We start from the raw sequence: 19,967 nt of genomic DNA, 5'->3' as shown, positions 1-19,967 counted from the left end.
CTTGCATTTGGGCCGGAATCGCTTTTTCCGACGAAATTCCTATTCGTAGCGGACCCGGTGCGAGGATTTGCGGGCGCAGGGCAGCGCCACCACGACCACGCACATGGCGACCAATGCCAATCCCAGGAACTCGAAAACCAACAGATCCACGGCGAAATCTCCAGAAACATTGATAGATTTGTCGGGGGTGCGTTGAGGGTCTGTTAATTCCAATGGTTACCGGCGGCCGGGCCGGGCCGGATGGTGGACGGGGGGTTAATGCGGATCGAGGCCGCATCACGTCATGAGCTTCGGCAGGGCCGCTGCGAGCACGTCGACCGCAGCGCGAAGTTTTGACGGCATCCGGGGCGAACGTGGCCATAGCGCGTGGCAGTCGTACAGGAATTCCGGCCGGCCTTTGAACAGACCGACCAGCGCGCCGGTGCCGAGGCGTTCGCGGACCAGCCAATAGGGCAGCCAGGCGAGCCCCATGCCCTGCGTAGCGGCATCGGCCTTCCTGGAGTCGAACACGCAGTTCGGCAAGATCGTCGTAACGATCTGAGCGAGCGTCCTCCAGAAACGACTTCGGCGCCCCGCACCGCGGAGCGCCGAAGCTGTTGGCGTGTTATCGGCGACCTTACGGCAGCTTCAGCGAGGTCTCCGCGTTGTACGGCTTGAGCGTCTCGTCGGCGGCCTTCTGGGCGGCGGCGAGGGCTTCCTTCGGCTGCTTCTTGCCGTTGAGGACCAGCATCACCTCGTCCTCGAGGTTCTTGCGCACGGGCACGGTCTTGTAGGTCGCAAACCACGGCTTTGCGACGTCGAGCTGCTCGACGGCGGTCTTGGCATCCGGGTTCTTGTTCAGGAAGTCGACCATGTCAGGCGTCTTGTACGCGGCCATGTTGGGCGCGAAATAGCCGGTGGCGCGGCTCCACCAGCCGCTCTTTTCGGGCGAAGTCATCCACTTGATCAGCGTCCAGGCCGCCTTCTGCTTGTCGGCCTCGAGGCCTGCCGGAATGATCAGCGAGGCGCCGCCGATCGGCACGGCGTTGCGGACGTTGCGCGGGATGAAGGCGACCTTGTAGTTGAACTTGGCGTTGTCGCGTACATAAGTGAGCGAGCCCGTGGAGAGCATCATCATCGCGGCATTGCCGGAGATGAAGGAGGTGCTGACGGCCGGACCGGGCGTAGCACCGGGTGCGTGGACCTTGTGCTTGTAGACGAGGTCGTTCCACCAGGTGAGCGCGCCGAGCATCGAGGGGGTGTCGTAGTAGACCTCGCCGCCGAACTCCTCGTTATAGTAGCGCCCGCCATTGCTCATGGTGAGCGTTTCCATCATCCAACCGCAATAGTCATAGGCGCAGGGGATCGCGATGCCCCATTGGGTCACCTTGTCGCCCTCGCGCTTGGTGAGCTTCTTGGCCCAATCGGTGAGCTCGGCCCAGGTCTGCGGCGGCTTGGTCGGATCGAGGCCCGCCTCCTTGGCCTTGTCGGCGTTGATGTAGAGCAGCGGCGTCGAATTGTGGAACGGCACGCCGTAGACCGAGCGGTTGATCACCGCGTTGCCTTGCAGGGCCGGGAAGAACTGACCGAGGAACTGCTCCTTGGTGGTGCCGTCGGCCTTGATCAGCGCATCGAGATTGGTGAGTTCGTTCTCGATCTGCATGTCGAGCAGGAAGTTGGCGGACATGATCACGGCGGACGGCGGCTTGCCGGCCTTGATCGCGGCGCGCGTCTTGATCAGCGTGTCGTCATAGGAGCCGGTGTAGACCGCGGTCGCCTTGACGTCCGGATGGGTCTCGTTGAACTCCTTGATCAGGGTGCCCATGTCGCGGGCGAGCTTGCCGTCGACGGGGACGGGGAAGAACAAATCGATCTCGGCCGGGCCTTCGCCGGCGAGAGCCGGAAAGGCGAGGGCGCCTGCCATTGTGCCTGCGATGGCGAGGCCCAGCGTGAGCCTGCGGGAGAACAGCATCGGAAATCTCCTATTTGATGCCTGAGGTGACGAAAGAGCTGATGAAGCGCTTCTGGAAGATCAGGAACGTGACGAGCAGCGGCGCGATCACCATCAACGTGCCGGCGGCGATGGTGCCCCAGGCCTGCGTGCCTTCGGCGGTCTTGGTGAAGACGGAGAGGCCGACCGTGAGCGGCCGCTTGTCCGGCGAATTGATCACCATCAGCGGCCACAGGAAATCGTTCCAGTGGCTGGTCACGGAGATGATGGCGAAGGCCGAGAAGCTCGGCATCGACAGCGGCACGTAGATGTGGCGGATGCGCTGGAGCAGGCTGGCGCCGTCGATCAGGGCGGCGTCTTCCAGCTCGGTCGGAATGGCCTCAAAAGCCTGGCGCATCAGGAAGGTGCCGAAGGCGGAGGCGAAGAACGGCATCATCACGCCGGTGAGCGTGTCGTAGAGGCCGAGCTGCGCCACCAGCGAGAGGTTCGGCACGATCAGCAGCACTGGCACCAGCATCAGCTGCATCAGGAACAGATAGAAGATCAGCGTCTTGCCGACGAAGTTCAGGCGCGCAAAGGCAAAGCCCGCCAGCGTGATCGTGACGAACTGCACCAGCAAAATGCCGGCGCAGATGATCGTGGTGTTGATTGTGTAGCGCGGGAAATCGCCGATCTCCCAGGCATCCTTGACGTTGTCGAGCGTCGGCTTCAGGCTCGGCATCAGCTCCGCCATGGCGTTGATGCCGTCGGAGGCCGGGCGCAGCGTCGCCACGACCATCCACAGGAAGGGGATGAGCCAGACGATCGCGAGCAGCACGGTCAGCGCGAAGCCGAGCTTTGGCGTGATCTCGCCCCGGGTGGCGAGCGGGGAGTCTCTGAACACTCGGTTGAACAGCGTCATGCCCCGCCCTCGCGGTTGGCCATGGTGCGGAACGAGAGCGCCGTGAGGCTCATCAGCGCGGCGAGTGTCAGCAGCGTCGCCGCCGAGGCCTTGCCGATGTCGTAATGCTCGACCGCCTGCTGGTAGATGTAGAACAGCACGAGATTGGTTGAATTCGACGGGCCGCCCTGGGTCATGACGAAGACGTGGTCGACCTGCGTCACCGCGTTCAGGATTGCGATGACCGTAACGAACAGGAAGGTGGGCTTGAGCTCCGGCAGGATGATGTGGCGCAGGCGCATGTAAGGCCCGGCGCCGTCGAGATGCGCGGCCTCCATCACGTCCTCGGGCACGGCCTGAAGGCCGGCGAGGAAGAACAGCATGTAATAGCCGGCGTTCTTCCAGATGGTGATGACCATGATCGCATAGAGCGCGATGTCGGGGTCGCCGAGCCAGTTCGGCAGCACGGGAAGCAGGCGGCCGATGTAGTAGTCGAGCAGGCCGACATTGGGCAGGAAGATGAACATGAACAGCGCGGAGGCCGCGACCATCGGGATCAGCACCGGCAAAAACAGCGCGGCGCGCAGCGCAGTGCTGACAGCGTGGGTGCGCGACAGCGCCAGCGCGAACAGCAGCGCCAGGGCGATGCTCGGGACCGCGGTGCCGACGGCGTAGATGAGATTGTTGATGACGGCGCCGGTGAAGGCGGGGTCGGCCAGCACCGCGCCGATATTGTCGAGACCGACGAATCGGACCGGTGCCTTGGGCGTGGCGCGCTGATAGAGCGCATCGACGAACACGCGGCCCATCGCGCCATAGGTGAACAGCACGAGGAAGAGAAGCGAGGGCAGCAGCAGCAAATAGGCCGGCAACGAGGCTTTGAAACGGGTGGTGAGGCGCTTCAGGACATCCAGGCGCGGCGCCGCCGAGGTCGCGACCGGGAGAGCCGCGGGTTCAGCGAGGCTCATCTCACCGCGCCGGGAACTTGAGCACATAGTCGCGGCCGTCCATTCCCGCCGGTGGCTCGAAGGGGAAGCGCAGACTGGTGTCGAGGAAGTCGTGGCTATGCACGACGAGATTCTCGTCGTCGATCAACACGACGCCATAGGCCGGCGGCTCGTGGCTGGCCAAATGCGGCGCGTTGGCGTCGAGCTCGAACCAGACCTGGTGGTTGGTGCCGCGCAGCGTGGAGAAGGGAATCTTGCCGTAGCTGCCGAAGATCGGCCGGTGCACATGGCCGAAGAAGAGATGGCGGATGCGCGCGCGATAGGGCGCAATCACCTCGGCGAATTCGGCACTCTGCTTCAGCCCGATCTCGTCCATCGCGTGGACGCCGACCGGGAAGGGCGGATGGTGCATGAACACGACGAACTGCTGGTCGGCGGGCGCGGCGGCGAGCGTGCTCGCCAGCCAGCCGAAGCGCTTGGCGCACATTTCGCCGGCATGGCTGCTCTCGTCCAGCGTGTCCAGGAAGACGAACAGGCCGTGCTCGGTGGTCCGTGTGCCCTGCACGAAGCCGTTGGAATCGCGCGGCGCGGCTTTCAGCGCGTCGAGGCAGGTGACGCGGCGGTCATGATTGCCAACCATGGCGATGTACGGGATTCTTAGCGCCGCCATCGCCTCGGCGAAATTGGCGTAGGATTCAGGCTCGCCCCAATGGGTGAGGTCGCCGGTCACGACCGCGAAGGCGGCGTCCGACTGATGCTGGTTGATGTCGGCAATTGCAGCGTCCAGCCGGGCGCGCGGGTCGAGGCCATAGAGCGTCAAGCCGGGATTCGCCAGATGCGTGTCGGTGAGGTGGATGAACTTGAAGGGCATGGCGCGCTGTGTCGGGACCGTTGGAGGATGGACGCCTCCGGCAAGACGACCCTGACAGGCGGTTAGAGCGCGTGTGTTTCAGTTTGATGACAGCGGTTCCCATGGACAGGACGTGTCCACAACGCCCGCAGAACAGGGATGGACCGCGCAAGGCGACATCCATGCACTGCGTCAATTAGAGATGGTGGTGCCGTCGGCTCGCCTCACGTCCCGCAGAACGTCTGCAACACGCGCTGATCGGGCAGCGGCGGATCGGCGTAGGCTGCATACTCCGGCTGGTCCTCGAACGGTTTCGCCAGCACCTTCACCAGCTCCTCGAACGGCGCGTAATTGTCATCGTTGACGGCGGCCTGGATCACGGCTTCGACGCGGTGGTTGCGCGGGATGAACATGGGATTGACGGCGTGCATGGCGGCTTGCCGTTCGGCGGCGGTCTGCGGCTCCAGCGCGATGCGCGCGCGCCAGCGGCCGGCCCATTCGTCGAACGCCGCGGGCTCCATGAACTGGGCGCGCACGTCGGCCGCGTCATCGCCCGCGGCATCGCCGAGCTTGCGGAAGGTGAGGGTGAAGTCGGCCTGGTTCTTGGCCATGGCATCGAGCAGGTCCTGGATCAGGGCCTCGTCGCCGTCGCGCATCGTGAACAGGCCGACCTTCTTGCGCAGGCCGGCTTGATAGGCGGCGCTGAACTCGTCCGAGAAGGCGCCGAGAATGTCCTGGGCTTCGGCGACCGCCTTCTCCTGTTCGTCCGAGAATAGCGGCAGCAGGCATTCGGCGAGCCTTGTCAGATTCCACAGCGCGATGCGCGGCTGGTTGGCGTAGGCGTAGCGGCCCATCTCGTCGATCGAGGAAAACACCTGCGCGGGATTGTAGGCGTCCATGAAGGCGCAGGGGCCGTAGTCGATGGTCTCGCCGGAGATGGAGCTGTTGTCCGTGTTCATCACGCCGTGGATGAAGCCGACCAAGAGCCAGCGCGCGACGAGCTCTGCCTGACGCGCGACGACGGCCGCGAGCAGCGCGTGATAGGGCCGCTCGACACGAAGCAAGTCCTGGTAATGACGGGCGATGACATGATCGGCGAGCCGGCGGATCGCCTCGGTGTCGCGCCGGACCGCGAAGAACTGGAAGGTGCCAACGCGGATGTGACTGGAGGCGATGCGCGTCAGCACCGCGCCGGGCAGCGCGGTCTCGCGGATGACGTGTTCGCCGGTGACGACGGCGGCGAGCGAGCGCGTGGTCGGGATGCCCAGCGCATACATGGCCTCGCTGACGATGTATTCGCGGAGCACCGGACCGAGCGCGGCGCGGCCGTCGCCGCGGCGGGAGAACGGGGTGGGGCCGCTTCCCTTGAGCTGGATATCGCGGCGGACGCCGTCTCTGTCGATGACCTCGCCGAGCAGGATGGCGCGGCCGTCGCCAAGCTGCGGCACGAACTGCCCGAACTGGTGACCGGCATAGGCCATGGCGATGGGGTCGGCGCCGTCGGGAACCGTCTTGCCGGCCAGGATCGCCGCGCCTTCCGGGGTCTCCAGCAAATCGGGATCGAGCCCGAGCTGGGTCGCCAGCGGCCAGTTCAGCTTGATCAGCCGGGGGGCCGCGACCGGGGTCGGCGCGACGCGGGCAAAGAAGCTGTCCGGCAGCGCCGAATAGGAGTTCTGGAAGGGGAAATGAACCGTCATGGCCTCAAGATAGGGCTGGAACGCCCGATGGCAAAGGCTCGGCCTCTGATATGCCAAAAATGGGGGCTTCCGGCCCAAAACAGGCCGTTCCCTTGGTTGCCGCCCCCGGTCTCGTCGGGTAAACCCTGCCGCAACTTCGGACCGGCCATGACAAGGCGGTTCGATTCGCTTCCTCAGACATTGATTTTGGGACGACCATGCATCGCTACCGGTCACATACATGCGGCGCGCTCCGCGAGAGCAACATCGGCGAGACGGTCCGCCTGTCAGGCTGGGTCCATCGCGTCCGCGACCATGGCGGCGTGCTGTTCATCGACCTGCGCGACCATTACGGCCTGACCCAGTGCGTGATCGATCCGGACTCGCCGGCGTTCTCACTGGCCGAGAAGCTGCGCTCGGAATTCGTGGTGCGCATGGACGGCAAGGCCCGCCGCCGCCCCGAAGGCACCGACAATGACGATCTGCCGACCGGCAAGATCGAGATCTATGTCAGCGAGATCGAGGTGCTGGGCCCGGCCGGCGATTTGCCGCTGCCGGTGTTCGGCGACCAGGAATATCCTGAAGACATCAGGCTCAAATATCGCTTCCTCGATCTGCGTCGCGAAAAACTGCACCAGAACATCATGACGCGCGTCGAGATCATCAAGTCGATGCGTCGGCGCATGGAGGGGCAGGGCTTCTTCGAATTCAACACCCCGATCCTGACCGCGTCCTCGCCGGAAGGCGCGCGCGACTTCCTGGTGCCCTCGCGTATCCATCCCGGCAAGTTCTACGCACTGCCGCAGGCGCCGCAGCAGTACAAGCAGCTGCTGATGATGTCGGGCTTCGACCGCTACTTCCAGATCGCGCCCTGCTTCCGCGACGAGGACCCGCGCGCCGACCGTCTGCCCGGCGAGTTCTACCAGCTCGACGTCGAGATGAGTTTTGTCACGCAGGAAGACGTGTTCGCGGCGATGGAGCCTGTCATCACCGGCGTGTTCGAGGAGTTCGCCAAAGGCAAGCCCGTGACGAAGGGCTGGCGGCGGATTCCGTTCGCGGAAGCCTTGCGCAAATACGGCAGCGACAAGCCGGACCTGCGCAACCCCATCGAGATGCAGGATGTCTCCGAGCATTTCCGCGGCTCCGGCTTCAAGGTGTTCGCGCGTATGCTCGAGGACCCGAAGAACCAGGTCTGGGCGATCCCGGCACCGGGCGGCGGCAGCCGCGCGTTCTGCGATCGCATGAATTCGTGGGCGCAAGGAGAGGGCCAGCCCGGCCTCGGCTACATCATGTGGCGCGAGGGCGGCGAGGGCGCAGGTCCCCTCGCGAACAACATCGGGCCAGAGCGCACTGCTGCGATCCGTGCGCAGATCGGCGTGAAGGAGGGTGATGCCGCCTTCTTCGTCGCCGGCGATCCCGACAAGTTCTGGAAATTCTCAGGGTTGGCCCGCAACAAGGTCGGCGAGGAGTTGAACCTCACCGACAAGGAGCGGTTCGAGCTCGCCTGGATCGTCGACTTCCCGATGTACGAATACAATGAGGACGACAAGAAGGTCGACTTCTCGCACAACCCGTTCTCGATGCCGCAGGGCGGCCTCGACGCGCTGAAGGGCCAGGATCCGCTGACCATCAAGGCGTTCCAGTACGACATTACCTGCAACGGCTACGAGATCGCCTCGGGCGGCATTCGCAACCACGTGCCGGAAGCGATGGTGAAGGCGTTCGAGATCGCAGGTTACGGCGAGCAGGAAGTGGTCGACCGCTTCGGCGGCATGTACCGTGCCTTCCAGTACGGCGCACCGCCGCATGGCGGCATGGCGGCGGGTGTCGACCGCATCGTGATGCTCCTGTGCGGCACCAACAATCTGCGCGAGATCTCGCTGTTCCCGATGAACCAGCAGGCCATGGACCTCTTGATGGGCGCGCCCTCGGACGCCACCACGAAGCAGCTCCGCGAGCTGCATGTGCGGGTCAACCTGCCGCAGAAGTGAGGGCGAGCCCCGTGCCCCGGACGCAGCGCAGCGCTTCTTCAGCGGTGCGCTGCAGAGCCGGGGCCCACGTCTCAGCGAACATCAGGCTTTCTGGGTCCCGGCTCTGCGTCGCGTCATTTCATGCCGCGCCGCGTCCGGGACACGAGACTGTCGCGCGCGCTTCTACAACCCCGTCGACGCCTCGATCCGGAACTGCGCCAGCGCGACGATTGGCTCGTGGTTGAGGACATCCATGAGCTGAAGCACCGGCAGCTTGCCGAGCGGGGTCAGCTTGATGGTCAGCGTCTGCCCTGAGGTCGCGACGAAGCCGGCGAGCGCATCGACCGCGGCCCTGGCATCGAGATGGGAGGCCGTGAGCTTCTCGCCCTGCGCGCGGATCATCTCGACGATGGCGCTGCGGGCGGCATCGCGGCTGACATTCTGCATGCGGGAAAACTGCGCCACGACGAGATCGACGGCGCCGCTGTCGCGCAACGAGAGCTCGATTGCGCCGGTCTCGATCTTCCCGGCATCGCTCATGGCTTGCACCGGATCGGTCGTGAACACACCGCGCGGAACGTTGGCGAGTGCGAAGCGCGCCTGCGCCCTGGCGAGATTGCCGAGGTCGATGGTGGCGGGCGCGAGCTCAAACGCGCCCGACGATTCCGTCCAGGCCGCGCCGAGATCGAGGTTGATCGCGAGCTTGTCGACGCCCGCCATGATCAGCGGCCGCTGCGCCGGATTGGCGGGATCGGTGGGCGTGACCATCTTCACGACCAGATTGGCCTTGCTCGGGATCGATCCGACCAACTGACCCCAGTTCAGGCTGAGCGTGTCGATGGTGACGAACTGCCGCGTGGTCTTGTAGGGCGCCACCACGCCCTTGATCTCGGCGCCTTCGAGCACGCGGAATAGGCCCAGCATCTGGTCGGGCGAGGGCGGCTGCCCGTGGCTGCTGAGCCCTGCCGCCCAGCGCATCAGGTTTGCCGCGCTGAACGATTTCAGCGCGAAGCGCTCCATCTTGAACTGCCCTTGCGGCGACGGTGTATCGACGCCTTCGACCGCGAACTCGCCCTCCCGGTATCTGACGGCATTGATCCTGGCCGTCCCCTGCGGCGTGCCCATGGATGTCTTGCCGATCTCGATCCTGCCGATGCGAAAGCCCTCATAGAATCCGGCGAGCTTCTCCATCATCTCGCGCGATTGTGCGGCGGTCTGAACGACAGACCGGTCCGTCGGCATGAGCGCAACGATCTCGGCCGGCCGGAATTTTGACGGCTGCACCGCGATGTCCTCGAAGGTGATGCCGTCGATCTCCATCCGCATGCCTTGCGTCGATTTGAGCACATAGGGCCCGGCCGCGATCTGCCGGTAGACGCGATGGTAGCTGTCGTCGCCGCTCTTCTGCGGATCGAGCGCCGCGGCGATCGCGGTGGCGTCGAAATCGTTGACGATGATGTTGGAGAGGTCGCCGGTCAGCTTGTCCTGCTTGCCCGGTTGCGGAATGTTGATGGTGAAGACGGCGCGGTCCGCCTTCATTGCATCGATCTTGCCGCGCTTCAGATTCTGGATCGCCAGCCCGGAATAGGCGACCTCGCCGCTGCCGGCGGCGCTGCCGCTCGCATCGAAGGTCATCGTCAGCGTCGGAGCCGTGACTGATGATGCCGTGATGCTGGCGTACTGATCGAGCACATAGCGGTAAAGCTCGATCAGGGAGTCGCCCGTCGGCGCATTGCCGGCGTGAACGGGGCCGGCATAGTCACGTAAGGTCAGTTGCGGGATCTTGTAGGACGCCTTCAGCTTCGCGGCGCCGACCTGATCCAGCGCGACTTCGAAACCCGTGACGTCGATGCTGTCGGCCGAGAAGTTGTTATCGTCGATCAGGCGAACGCCGGTGCCCTTGATGCCGGCGATCTTGATCTGGGCCTGCGGCGGCTCGCCGGGAGCGATCGCGATATCCTCGATCGTCAGCGTCCGGGTCGCGAGCTCGAACCCGATCTTGCCATGGCTCGCCTTGCCGCCGCTCGAACGGATCCGTTCAAACGCGGCCTCGACTTCGGCGGTGGCGCGATGCTGGACATAGAAGTTGAAGCCGAACCATCCGCCCGCACCGAGCACGAGGAGTGCGATCAGGCCGATCAGGATTCGCCTCATTCCATTACTCCGATTGCTCTTTTGCACCGCGCAACCTGCCATATTCGCGAAACGCCGCGCGGTCCAGAGAAAGCTATGGTTTTCAAGCGTTTGACCGCGCGTCCTGTTGATGGGCGCGCAATCGGATGTTGCCACCGGGGCGCCCGCCGTGCTTCATCCCGTTTCCATGACCCGGAAATACGGTCGGCTTGGACAGCCGCTCCGGATCGTGCATTTTGAGGCCGGTAACGCGAGGCGAGACACCGCATGTCGTCCTATTCTGATGATCTCCACCAGGCGGCGCTCGCCTATCACCGTCTGCCGCGCCCCGGCAAGCTCGAGATCCAGGCAAGCAAGCCGCTTGCCAACCAGCGCGACCTCGCGCTGGCCTATTCTCCGGGCGTTGCCGCGGCCTGCACCGAGATCGCCAAGAACCCGGCGGAAGCCGCCACGCTGACCACCCGCGCCAATCTGGTCGCCGTGGTCTCCAACGGTACCGCCGTGCTCGGCCTCGGCAATATCGGCCCGCTGGCTTCCAAGCCCGTGATGGAGGGCAAGGCGGTCCTGTTCAAAAAATTCGCCGGCATCGACGTGTTCGACATCGAGATTGCCGCCGACACCATCGACCGCGTGGTCGAGACCGTGGCCGCGCTCGAGCCGACCTTCGGCGGCATCAATCTGGAAGACATCCGCGGACCGGAATGCTTCGAGATCGAGGCGCAGCTGAAGGAGCGCATGAAGATCCCGGTCTTCCATGACGATCAGCATGGCACCGCCATCATCGTCGCCGCCGCCATCACCAATGGTCTCAGGCTGAACGGCAAGAAGCTGTCGGACGTCAAGATCGTGGCGTCGGGGGCAGGGGCCGCGGCGATCGCGACGCTCAATCTCCTGGTGTCGATGGGCGCGCAGCGCAAGAACATCTGGGTCTGTGACATCGACGGGCTCGTGCACGAGGGCCGCAACACCACGATGGACCGCTGGAAGGCGGTCTACGCGCAGAAGACCGACAAGCGTACGCTCGGCGACGTCATCGGCGGCGCCGACATCTTCATCGGCCTCTCGGCCCCGGGCGTGCTTAAGCCCGACATGGCCAAGGCCATGGCCGACAAGCCGCTGATCATGGCGCTCGCCAACCCGACCCCTGAGATCATGCCGGAGGAGGCGCGCAAGGTGCGCCCCGATGCCATGATCTGCACCGGGCGCTCCGACTATCCGAACCAGGTCAACAACGTCCTGTGCTTTCCCTTCATCTTCCGCGGCGCACTCGATGTCGGCGCCAGCGCCATCAACGAGGAGATGAAGCACGCAGCCGTCGAGGCCATCGCCCAGCTCGCGCGCGAGGCGCCGTCGGATGCCGTCGCACAAGGCTTCGACACCGGCGAGATGCAAGGCTTCGGCCCGGGTTCGCTGATCCCGAGCCCCTTTGATCCGCGCCTGATCCTGCGCATCGCGCCGGCGGTGGCGAAGGCGGCAATGGAATCTGGCGTCGCGACGCGGCCCATCACCAATTTCGACGAATACACGGCGTTGCTCGAGCGCTTCGCCTTCCGCTCCGGCCTCGTCATGAAGCCGATGTTCGCCAAGGCCAAGACCCAGCCGGTGCGCGTGATCTACGCCGAAGGCGAGGACGAGCGCGTGCTGCGCGCCACGCAAGTGGTGCTGGAGGAGAACCTGGCGCGGCCGATCCTGGTCGGCCGTCCTTCGGTCGTGGAGGCGCGCATCAAGCGCTTCGGCCTCTCGATCCGCGCCGGCAAGGATTTCGACCTCGTCAATCCCGAGGATGATCCGCGCTACCGCTCTTACGTGCAGTCCTATGTCGAGGTCGCCGGCCGCCGCGGCGTGACGCCGGATGCGGCGCGGACTGTGGTGCGCACCAACAACACGGTGATCGCCGCGCTCGCGGTCACGCGCGGCGAGGCGGACGCCATGCTTTGCGGCGTCGAGGGCCGCTACATGAGCCATCTGCGCCATGTGCGCGAGATCGTCGGCTTCTCGCCTGGAATCAGCGACTACGCGGCGCTGGCGCTACTGATCACCAGCAAGGGCGCCTTCTTCATCGCCGACACGCAGGTTCGACCCAATCCAAGCGCGGAGGAGCTCGCCGAGATCGCATCGCTCGCCGCGGTCCACGTCCAGCGCTTCAATATCAAGCCGAAGATCGCCTTCGTCTCGCACTCGGATTTCGGCAGCTACGACACCGATTCCTCGCGCAAGATGCGGCGGGCGACGCAGTTGTTGAAGGACAAGCATCCGGAGATCGAGGCCGACGGCGAGATGCAGGGCGACACCGCGCTCTCCGCTGCTGCGCGGAAGATGGTGCTGCCGCACTCGCAGCTGGAGGGCGAGGCCAACATCCTGATCATGCCGACCCTCGACACCGCCAACGTCGCCTATCAGATGATCAAGTCGCTGGCGGACGCGCTTCCCGTCGGCCCCATCCTGGTCGGGCCGGCGCGCCCGGCGCATATTCTGACGCCCTCCGTGACGGCGCGCGGCATTCTGAACATGACGGCCGTCGCCGTGGTGGAAGCGCAGGAGCGCGCGGCGCGGCAGCCGACGTTGTTTACTTGAGGCGAGCTTTAGCCGCGCAGACGGTTTGAATCCTTCTCCCCTTGCGGGAGAAGGTGGCGCGAAGCGCCGGATGAGGGGTTGTTTCCGCGAGTCGAGATCTCGCGAGTTCCGGTGCCGATAGATACCCCTCATCCGTCTCGCCGCTTCGCGGCGAGCCACCTTCTCCCGCAAGGGGAGAAGGTAAGAGGCCGCCAATTTTTGGATTCCTTTCAGTTCTCCATTTCCCCGTTTGTAAACCGGCGCACGACTCTTCATAATCCTGCCGAGCACCCCCGTGCTCTGAGCTTGCCAAGAGGACGATCATGCCAGCGTTCGTGACTTTCGGGCGGATCCTGTTCGCCGTGCTGTTCATCTACACCGGCGCGACCAAGCTCTTTGCCATCCAGGCGACGGCCGACTTTATCGCCACCAAGGTCGTAGTGCACGAGGTGATTGCGCCTTACGCCAAGCAGGTTGAGACCGCGACCGCGATGACCACGCCGCAACTGCTGGCGATTGCCGTCGGCGGGCTCGAGATCATCGCGGGGCTGATGATCGCGCTGAATTTCGGCGCGCGCTTCTTCGCGATGCTGCTGATCATCTACGTTGCGGTTGCGACCGTGCTGTTCGATGACTTCTGGAACCAGGCGCCGCCCGACAACGCGAAGATGGTGGTCGACGCGCTCAAGAACCTCTCGATCATCGGCGCATTGTTCATGATCATGGGATACGGCCGCACTACGCGCCCGGCCGAAGCGGCGTACGGGGACGTATAGCGCCTACGCCCTACGCCACGGGGTGACGGTCACCTCATGCGCCGCATCGAGTACGTAGGGCGCGTCCGGCTTCATCCCGCGTGACGCCAGCACCTCGTGCGGCGTCCGCTGGGGCACGCTGACGAAACAGCCTTCGCCGCCGGGCAGGCGCACATGCGGGGCTTCCGACAGCCAGAACGTGTCGTAACGGTCCATGAACATGTCGAACACGGCTGGGCCGCCGATGATGGCGACCATGCCGGAGGCGACCTCCGCAAAGGCGCAGGCCTCCTCGAAGCTCGCGTGTTCCGGATTCCACAGCGTCGCGTTCGGCATCTCCGGATCAACGGTGAGCGCCTTGATCTTGCGGGTCAGGATCAGCCGCTTGCGCTTCGGTGAGTTCGGCTGCTGCTCATGCGAGTTGCGGCCGTGCACGATCAGCGCGGCGCGATCGAGCGCCTGCTCGAAGAAGAGCTTGTCGCCGTCGAACTTCAGGCTGTCGGGCATGACGTGACCCGCGTCGGCGAGCATGCCGTCCGCTGAGACAATGACGTAGCCTTCGATCCGGAAAGACAATGGCCGTCTATTCGGAAACGGTCGTCACCACCGAGTTGACGGGGCGCCGGCTCACGGTCGGCAGCTTGGCGTCCTTGAGCAGCTCTTGGTCGTACTCGGGCAGTGACGATGCCGGGAATTTGGCGCGCATCGCCACCACCTTGTAGCCGCCCGCCTTCAGGCGCTTGAGCAGCTCGGGCAGAGCCTCCGCGGTGTGCTTCTGGAAGTCGTGCATCAGGATGATGCCCTTGCCCTTGGTGTCGAGCTTCTTCATCACGGTCTCGACCACCTTCTCGGGCTTCGAGGCCTTGAAGTCGAAGGAGTCGATGTCGCAGGAGAAGATCGCCATGTTGCGGTTGCCGAGATAGGTGACCATCTCCGGCGGATGCTGGAGCGCCGGGAAGCGGAAGAACGGCGAGGGCGAGATGCCGCCGAGCGCCCACTTCACCGCGGACAGGCCCTTCTCGATCTCTTCCTTGCGCTGTGCTTCCGTGAGTTTCTTATTGTTGAGATTGGCGTGCGACCAGGTGTGGCTGCCCACGGCGTGGCCGGCCGCATAGACCTGCTTCAGGATCTCTGGTTCGTAGGTTGCGTGCTTGCCGATGGAGAAGAAGATGCCGGTGGTGCATTCGTCGGCGAGCGCCTTCAGCACCGCGGGCGTGTTCTTGGGCCAGGGGCCGTCGTCGAAGGTCAGCACCACCTCCTTGTCGCGCAGGAAGTCGAGCTCCTTGAAATGCTCGAAGCCGAAGCCGGGGCCGCCCGTGGTGTCGATCTCGACGGTGCGGGCGACACCGAGCGCGCCCGGCGTGTTGCAGGCTGCGCGGGCGGGCTGCGGCGCTTGCTTGGGTGGGGGCGGATTGACGAAACCCGCTGGCGCGGCGGCTGCTGCGGGAGCAGCAGCCGGAGGCGCGGCGGGCGTTGCCGCAGCCGGTGTTGCCGCCGGGGCGGCTTGCGTCGCGGCTGCGGGCTTTGCGGCCGGAGTCTGCGACCACGCAGCGCCGGTCATAGCCAGGGATATCGCGCTTGCCAAAATCAGTCCTGCCGCCACGCGCATGGTGTTGTCCTCGAGATTGATCCCGTTGTTCCGCCGCGGCTTTTCGCCTCCGGCAAAACCCCATCGTGCCCCAAAACGATCCTAGCCTAGATGGTGGGCCATCGCCATTGCAACGGCTGTTTGGCATCCCGCCAGAATTGTGCCCAACCGGATCGGGCGCAACTCGCCTCAACTGTCGGCCAGCACCTTGGCAATTGCCGTCTTGATCCGCGTGTCGGCCGGTTCGACCGCGGACGGAAAGACGTCGGCGATATAGCCGTCGCGGCCGATCAGGTATTTGTGGAAGTTCCAGCGCGGAACTTCCCTCGGTCGCGCCTCGGCGGCCCATTTGTAGAAGGGATGCGCCTTTGCTCCTGCTACGACAGCCTTGGCCGCGACCGGGAAGGTAACACCATATTGGTGGTGTGCGGTCTGCGTGATCTCGCTGCTGCCGCCGGGCTCCTGGCCGCCGAAATCATTCGACGGGACGCCGATCACGGTGAGCCCGCGGGCGCGAAACTCGGTCCAGATCTCCTGCAGGCCGGCATATTGCGGCGTGTAGCCACAGAGCGAGGCGGTGTTGACCACCAGCAGCGGCTTACCGGTGAAAGCGGCCAGACGGATATCGTCGCCGGATAAAGCGGGGAAGGAGAAGGCATAAGCCGAGATCCGGCTCATGCCGCCATCGGCGAACGCGCGCGTGACCGGCATCAGCGTGCCGGCCAGCGCCATGGTGAGCACGGTCCTGCGGTTCATCATGACGGCATCCCCCGAAATGATCCGGGCGCATGTTACTCCGCCGGTGCGATCGGCCTCGTCAACACCGCGTTATCTGGCGCGGCGATGGACTAGTACAGGCGGACGATGAAGTCGGTGCCTTCGCCGGTCTCGCCCTGGTTGATGCCCTGGTCGGAGATGATGATGGAGCCACCTGATGTCAGCATCTCGTTGATCTTCGCCATGGTGTCGGCAGGGATCGAGATGCGGTCGAGGGCCGCAGCCGGGGTGTCCGGCGTGACCACGGGCTTGGCGGTCACGGGCTTGGCGGCAACGGGGATCACGGCAGCGCCGCGTTGGCGGCCCGTGCCCGTGAGGCGGCTATCGTCCTCGCGTGCCGCGGAACGGGCGGAGACGGGCAGCGACACCACCGACCAACGCAGCGCATTGGTATCGGTCTTGTCGAGCTCGGCGGTGAAGATATGCGTGCCGAGCGGCCGGTCGCTCGTGGCGATCGTGACCGGCACCTCGAACAGCGGTGCAAAATTCTGCCGCACGTAGAGCTTGGAATCCTTGCGGCTGATGAAGACGGCGATCTGGCCGGTCCGCTTGGGTGCTTCCGGCTTTGCGGCCGGCGCGGGATCAGCAACGCGGCTCTCGTCCTTCTTCGCGTCGGGTGAGGCGGCGAGCGCAGGTGCCGGTGCATCGGTCGTCTTTGCGGAGTCCGCTGCTTCCGTCTTGACCGGCTCGGCCTTGTCGGCAGGCTTGTCCTCTTTAGCCGGCTTGTCTTCCGACTGCGGCTTGGTCCCGTCAGTTGCGTCGGCCGTCTTGGCCTTGTCGGCCGGGGCAGCGGCTTCCTCGTGGGCCGGCGCATTGCCCGTGGTCACATCCGACGTCACGGTATGGCCGACGGAGGCGCGCAGCTCGAGCACGCTGTCGGCGCTGGCCGTCTTGGTCTCGGTGGGCTTGGTCTCGACCGACTTGGTTTCGGCGGCTTTGGTCTGCGCGGCGCCCTTGTCGGCCTTGTCGCCGACATTGGTCTGCGGCTCGAGGCTCGCCGCCGGCTGCGGCGGCACGCGCACGGAGGCGAGCAGGGGATGGGAGAAGCTGTGCGGCGTCATCTCGCCGGGCGCGACGATGACGCGCGCGCCCATCCTGGTCCAATTCCACATCTTCACGGCGAACGCCATCGGCATGCGGATGCAGCCATGCGAGGCCGGATAGCCTGGCAACGCGCCGGCGTGCATGGCGACGCCGGACCAGGTGATCCGCTGCATGTACGGCATCGGCGCGCCGCTATAGATGTTGGAGTGGTGGAACTTGTGCTTCTGGATGACGCTGAACACACCCATCGGCGTCGAATGGCCCTTCATGCCTGTCGACACCGGAGATTCCGCGAACACGCCGTTGGTGTCGTAGACCGTCACCTTCTGCCGGTCGATCGAGACGACGATGACCAGCGGCCCTTGTGGCTTTGCGCCGGCTTGCTTTTCGGCGACAACCTCTTTCTTGCCGCCAGCGCCACGCTTCTGCTTCTGGCGCGGTATCTCGGGATGCCGGTTCTGCCGGGCGTAATAGGATCCGTCGGAATAATCCGTCCAATAATAGAATGCTGCGTCTGCCTGGCTGGTCGCGCCGATCGCGCCCGCCGCCGTCAAAATGGCGACCTGCCAAAGCCGCGCCGGCTTGGCAGAAAAACCCGACCCGTTCACGCTGTTCATCCTCGAATCCACAATCCAAATCAGACGTTAGTCTCGCAAAGGGGATACGCGTTCACCACCAGGGTGGTTCTGCCATCAGCGACTTTTGTCCAAGACGTAACAAAAAAGCCTCACAGAGGGGTAAACGGCGGCCGCCTCTGGCTGCCTGTCGTCTTCCTGTCGGGCTGACGCGTTCCTACATTGCGGGGACTTGTTACCGGAGAACTTCATGTCATCTCGTTTCCCTGGTCTTGCCGGCATCCGCTTGAAAGGCCTCGTCTTATTCCTCCTGGCCCTGACTGTGCCGGCGGCGTCCGCCTGGGCTGCCGACGAGCCCGATCTGATCTTCCGCCGCTCCACCGTGTTCAAATGGATGAGCCCGAACGACAAGCTCGCGACCTATGGCCTCGACGATCCTGAAGTCGAGGGCGTCGCCTGTCATTTCACGGTGCCGGAGAAGGGCGGCTTCAAGGGCTGGCTCGGCCTTGCCGAGGAGGTCTCGGACATCTCGCTGGCCTGCCGCCAGGTCGGCCCGATCAAGTTCAAGAACAAGATGGAGCAGGGCGACGACATGTTCCGCCAGCGCCGCTCGCTGTTCTTCAAGAAGATGCAGATCGTGCGCGGCTGCGACACCAAGCGCAACGTGCTGGTCTACATGGTCTATTCGGACAGGCTGATCGAGGGCTCGCCGAAGAACTCGACCTCGACCGTGCCGGTCATGCCGTGGGGACCGGCGGACGCAAACGTCCAGAAGTGCGGCGAGTTCTTCACCCAGTGACGCTTTTGCGTTTCACACAGTGACGCGCTTGCGTTCACTCAGGGACAAAGGCGCGGCTGGCCTGCGGTTTGACAAGATGCGAGCCGGTCAGCCGCACGAATGCCTGCGGCGCGGCCTCAAAGCCGCGGCCCGACTGCAGTGACATTGCGCCGGCTGAGGCGACGCGACGGGGTCGTTGATCTCCGCCGTCCGTCCGTTGGTCCGCCTCGCGCGGCGTTGCGCGATCTTGCGCCACCATAATGGCCATCCCTCAAGTGAGCGCGCCCGGTGATCCGGGCGTCCAGGTTTCGATGGCTTGGGTCGCAGCCGACGTGCCCCCGGTTCGACAGGACCAGCCTTCGTTTGCCGCTCCATTCGCAGGAAAACGTAAAATGCGTGTGAAGCGGGTGAGGCGGGAGCATGACGGCGGCTGCGTCGGATGTGTTCACACACCGGAGCCGGAACTTGGCAGGCCACCTTGAGCTCCGGCGCCACTAGACTGAAATGATTGGGAGTTTCCGAGAATTGTGTCGTCGTCTCGGACCGGACGAAACAATTCTCACGGAGATGAAACCATTTTGCGCTTTGGGCGCATCACGCGCGAAACCGCCCATGGTTATCAGCTTCACAACGACGAACGGCGCACCGCCGGCCACGGAATTCGGAGACAAGACCATGCGCGCGCTCAGCTTCATCCTTGCTTTCGCTTTCGTGGTTGCCGGCTCCTCGTTCGCGGGTTCGCCGGACGGCAATCTGCCCGGTGTCGGCACCTTCCAGTACAGCGGTTCGCCGGTCATCGTCACGGCGTCGCAGCCGATCGTGGTTGCCGCGCGCTTCTGATCGACAACAAGAAAATCAGCCTATAAAGGCCGTCATGACCGTTCGATTTTACGCCGCTGCGTTCGTGTTTGTTCTGACGATCAATGCCGCTCAGGCGCAGGTGCGCGCGCCCACCAGGTTACCGGATCCCCGCAGCGAGTTCGTGCGCCAGTGCGCGCCGCGCATGATCGGCCGCTGGGAGCACCCGGAGGCAGTCTGCGGCTGCCTGCACGATCACGCCGCGGCGGCCGTCGAGGACCGCGACCTGCGCGAAGCGCTGTTGCGCGGCATCAGCGAGACCGGCGTGCCCACCATCGAGACCGACTGGGTTCCGGCTTCCAAGCAGGGCGAGATCGGCCCGACCTTCACCAAGATCGCCAAGCCAACCCTGCAGTGCATGTTCGATCCGGCGAAGTAGCTTCTCAGGCCATCATTTTGTTTTCGGGCCGTGCCGCGCCACGCAGGAGCTCGTGCGCGAGACGCCCTTGTCGGTCATCTTTGCGCCGCGCACTTCCTTGACCTGGCCGGCAGGGCAGGTTCCGTCATCCACCAGCACGCGCTGGCCGAGCTTCAGATCCACGATGTCCTGCTCGCGTCCGACCGTGGCGGCATTCGCCGCCGCGGCAAGCGCGATGGAGATCAGGAGCGAGAGGCAGGTCGCGTGGCGGAGTGACATCATGAAGGCTCCCGGA

17 protein-coding genes and 1 pseudogene are annotated in these 19,967 nt (G+C 64.7%); 6 read left to right on the top strand and 12 right to left on the bottom strand.

Going from position 1 to position 19,967, the window contains the following annotated elements; genetic code table 11:
* Window positions 1-276 precede the first annotated feature (276 nt).
* The 6 genes and pseudogenes from IVA81_RS13125 to IVA81_RS13100 all read right to left on the bottom strand — a co-directional run.
* Window positions 277-492: pseudogene (locus tag IVA81_RS13125) on the bottom strand (LysR substrate-binding domain-containing protein); the annotation flags it as partial.
* Window positions 493-616: 124 nt separating this feature from the next.
* Complete coding sequence (locus IVA81_RS13120) at window positions 617-1,951, bottom strand: ABC transporter substrate-binding protein (RefSeq protein ID WP_247317486.1); 1,335 nt, start codon at window positions 1,949-1,951, stop codon at window positions 617-619.
* 10 nt (window positions 1,952-1,961) lie between these two features.
* Window positions 1,962-2,831: a carbohydrate ABC transporter permease gene (locus tag IVA81_RS13115; protein ID WP_247317470.1), complete on the bottom strand. Its 870-nt coding sequence runs from the start codon at window positions 2,829-2,831 to the stop codon at window positions 1,962-1,964.
* Window positions 2,828-3,778: a sugar ABC transporter permease gene (locus tag IVA81_RS13110; protein ID WP_247317453.1), complete on the bottom strand. Its 951-nt coding sequence runs from the start codon at window positions 3,776-3,778 to the stop codon at window positions 2,828-2,830. The genes IVA81_RS13115 and IVA81_RS13110 overlap by 4 nt, the downstream gene beginning before the upstream one ends.
* A 1-nt stretch (window position 3,779) precedes the next feature.
* The gene (locus IVA81_RS13105) at window positions 3,780-4,628 is read right to left on the bottom strand and encodes a phosphodiesterase (protein WP_247317435.1); all 849 of its coding nucleotides are present in this window, start codon (window positions 4,626-4,628) and stop codon (window positions 3,780-3,782) included.
* 203 nt (window positions 4,629-4,831) lie between these two features.
* Window positions 4,832-6,304, bottom strand: a complete 1,473-nt coding sequence (locus IVA81_RS13100) for a protein adenylyltransferase SelO (RefSeq protein ID WP_247317415.1) — start codon at window positions 6,302-6,304, stop codon at window positions 4,832-4,834.
* A 197-nt stretch (window positions 6,305-6,501) separates the two neighbouring features.
* Between IVA81_RS13100 and aspS the strand changes: the two genes are divergently transcribed.
* Window positions 6,502-8,274 carry an aspartate--tRNA ligase gene (aspS, locus tag IVA81_RS13095; RefSeq protein WP_247317412.1) on the top strand — a complete coding sequence of 591 codons (1,773 nt, stop codon included), beginning with the start codon at window positions 6,502-6,504 and terminating at the stop codon, window positions 8,272-8,274.
* Between the two features lie 162 nt (window positions 8,275-8,436).
* Here aspS and IVA81_RS13090 read toward each other — a convergent pair whose 3' ends face one another.
* Window positions 8,437-10,407 carry a hypothetical protein gene (locus IVA81_RS13090; protein ID WP_247317396.1) on the bottom strand — a complete coding sequence of 657 codons (1,971 nt, stop codon included), beginning with the start codon at window positions 10,405-10,407 and terminating at the stop codon, window positions 8,437-8,439.
* A gap of 246 nt (window positions 10,408-10,653) precedes the next feature.
* Here IVA81_RS13090 and IVA81_RS13085 point away from each other — a divergent pair, with 246 nt between their 5' ends.
* Together IVA81_RS13085 and IVA81_RS13080 are read left to right on the top strand one after the other, a co-directional pair.
* Complete coding sequence (locus IVA81_RS13085; protein ID WP_247317379.1) at window positions 10,654-12,960, top strand: NADP-dependent malic enzyme; 2,307 nt, start codon at window positions 10,654-10,656, stop codon at window positions 12,958-12,960.
* A 302-nt stretch (window positions 12,961-13,262) separates the two neighbouring features.
* The gene (locus IVA81_RS13080; protein WP_247317366.1) at window positions 13,263-13,715 is read left to right on the top strand and encodes a DoxX family membrane protein; all 453 of its coding nucleotides are present in this window, start codon (window positions 13,263-13,265) and stop codon (window positions 13,713-13,715) included.
* Window positions 13,716-13,718: 3 nt separating this feature from the next.
* Here the strand turns inward: IVA81_RS13080 and IVA81_RS13075 are convergent, their stop codons facing one another.
* The 4 genes from IVA81_RS13075 to IVA81_RS13060 form a co-directional block, all read right to left on the bottom strand.
* Window positions 13,719-14,270 (bottom strand): dihydrofolate reductase, encoded by a 552-nt coding sequence (locus tag IVA81_RS13075; RefSeq protein WP_247317363.1) that lies wholly within the window; start codon window positions 14,268-14,270, stop codon window positions 13,719-13,721.
* Window positions 14,271-14,277: 7 nt separating this feature from the next.
* Window positions 14,278-15,303 (bottom strand): polysaccharide deacetylase family protein, encoded by a 1,026-nt coding sequence (locus tag IVA81_RS13070; protein ID WP_247317358.1) that lies wholly within the window; start codon window positions 15,301-15,303, stop codon window positions 14,278-14,280.
* Between the two features lie 168 nt (window positions 15,304-15,471).
* The gene (locus IVA81_RS13065) at window positions 15,472-16,041 is read right to left on the bottom strand and encodes a glutathione peroxidase (protein ID WP_247317355.1); all 570 of its coding nucleotides are present in this window, start codon (window positions 16,039-16,041) and stop codon (window positions 15,472-15,474) included.
* Window positions 16,042-16,130: 89 nt separating this feature from the next.
* Window positions 16,131-17,720, bottom strand: a complete 1,590-nt coding sequence (locus IVA81_RS13060; RefSeq protein ID WP_247317353.1) for a L,D-transpeptidase — start codon at window positions 17,718-17,720, stop codon at window positions 16,131-16,133.
* Between the two features lie 208 nt (window positions 17,721-17,928).
* On the opposite strand from IVA81_RS13060, the gene IVA81_RS13055 reads away from it, so the two are divergent.
* From IVA81_RS13055 to IVA81_RS13045, 3 genes are all read left to right on the top strand, one after another.
* Window positions 17,929-18,477: a CreA family protein gene (locus tag IVA81_RS13055; protein ID WP_247317350.1), complete on the top strand. Its 549-nt coding sequence runs from the start codon at window positions 17,929-17,931 to the stop codon at window positions 18,475-18,477.
* 591 nt (window positions 18,478-19,068) lie between these two features.
* Complete coding sequence (locus IVA81_RS13050) at window positions 19,069-19,296, top strand: hypothetical protein (protein WP_247317347.1); 228 nt, start codon at window positions 19,069-19,071, stop codon at window positions 19,294-19,296.
* A gap of 34 nt (window positions 19,297-19,330) precedes the next feature.
* Window positions 19,331-19,693 (top strand): hypothetical protein, encoded by a 363-nt coding sequence (locus tag IVA81_RS13045; RefSeq protein WP_247317344.1) that lies wholly within the window; start codon window positions 19,331-19,333, stop codon window positions 19,691-19,693.
* 12 nt (window positions 19,694-19,705) lie between these two features.
* Here IVA81_RS13045 and IVA81_RS13040 read toward each other — a convergent pair whose 3' ends face one another.
* Entirely contained in the window at window positions 19,706-19,951 is a 246-nt protein-coding gene (locus IVA81_RS13040; protein WP_247317854.1) for a DUF6719 family protein, read from the bottom strand.
* Window positions 19,952-19,967: the final 16 nt, after the last annotated feature.

The sequence above is a fragment of the Bradyrhizobium sp. 141 genome (assembly GCF_023074055.1).
In the GTDB taxonomy this organism is placed as follows: Bacteria; Pseudomonadota; Alphaproteobacteria; order Rhizobiales; family Xanthobacteraceae; genus Bradyrhizobium.
The sequence above is the reverse complement of the archived record's forward strand: the minus strand, read 5'-3'. Positions and strand labels throughout refer to the sequence as shown.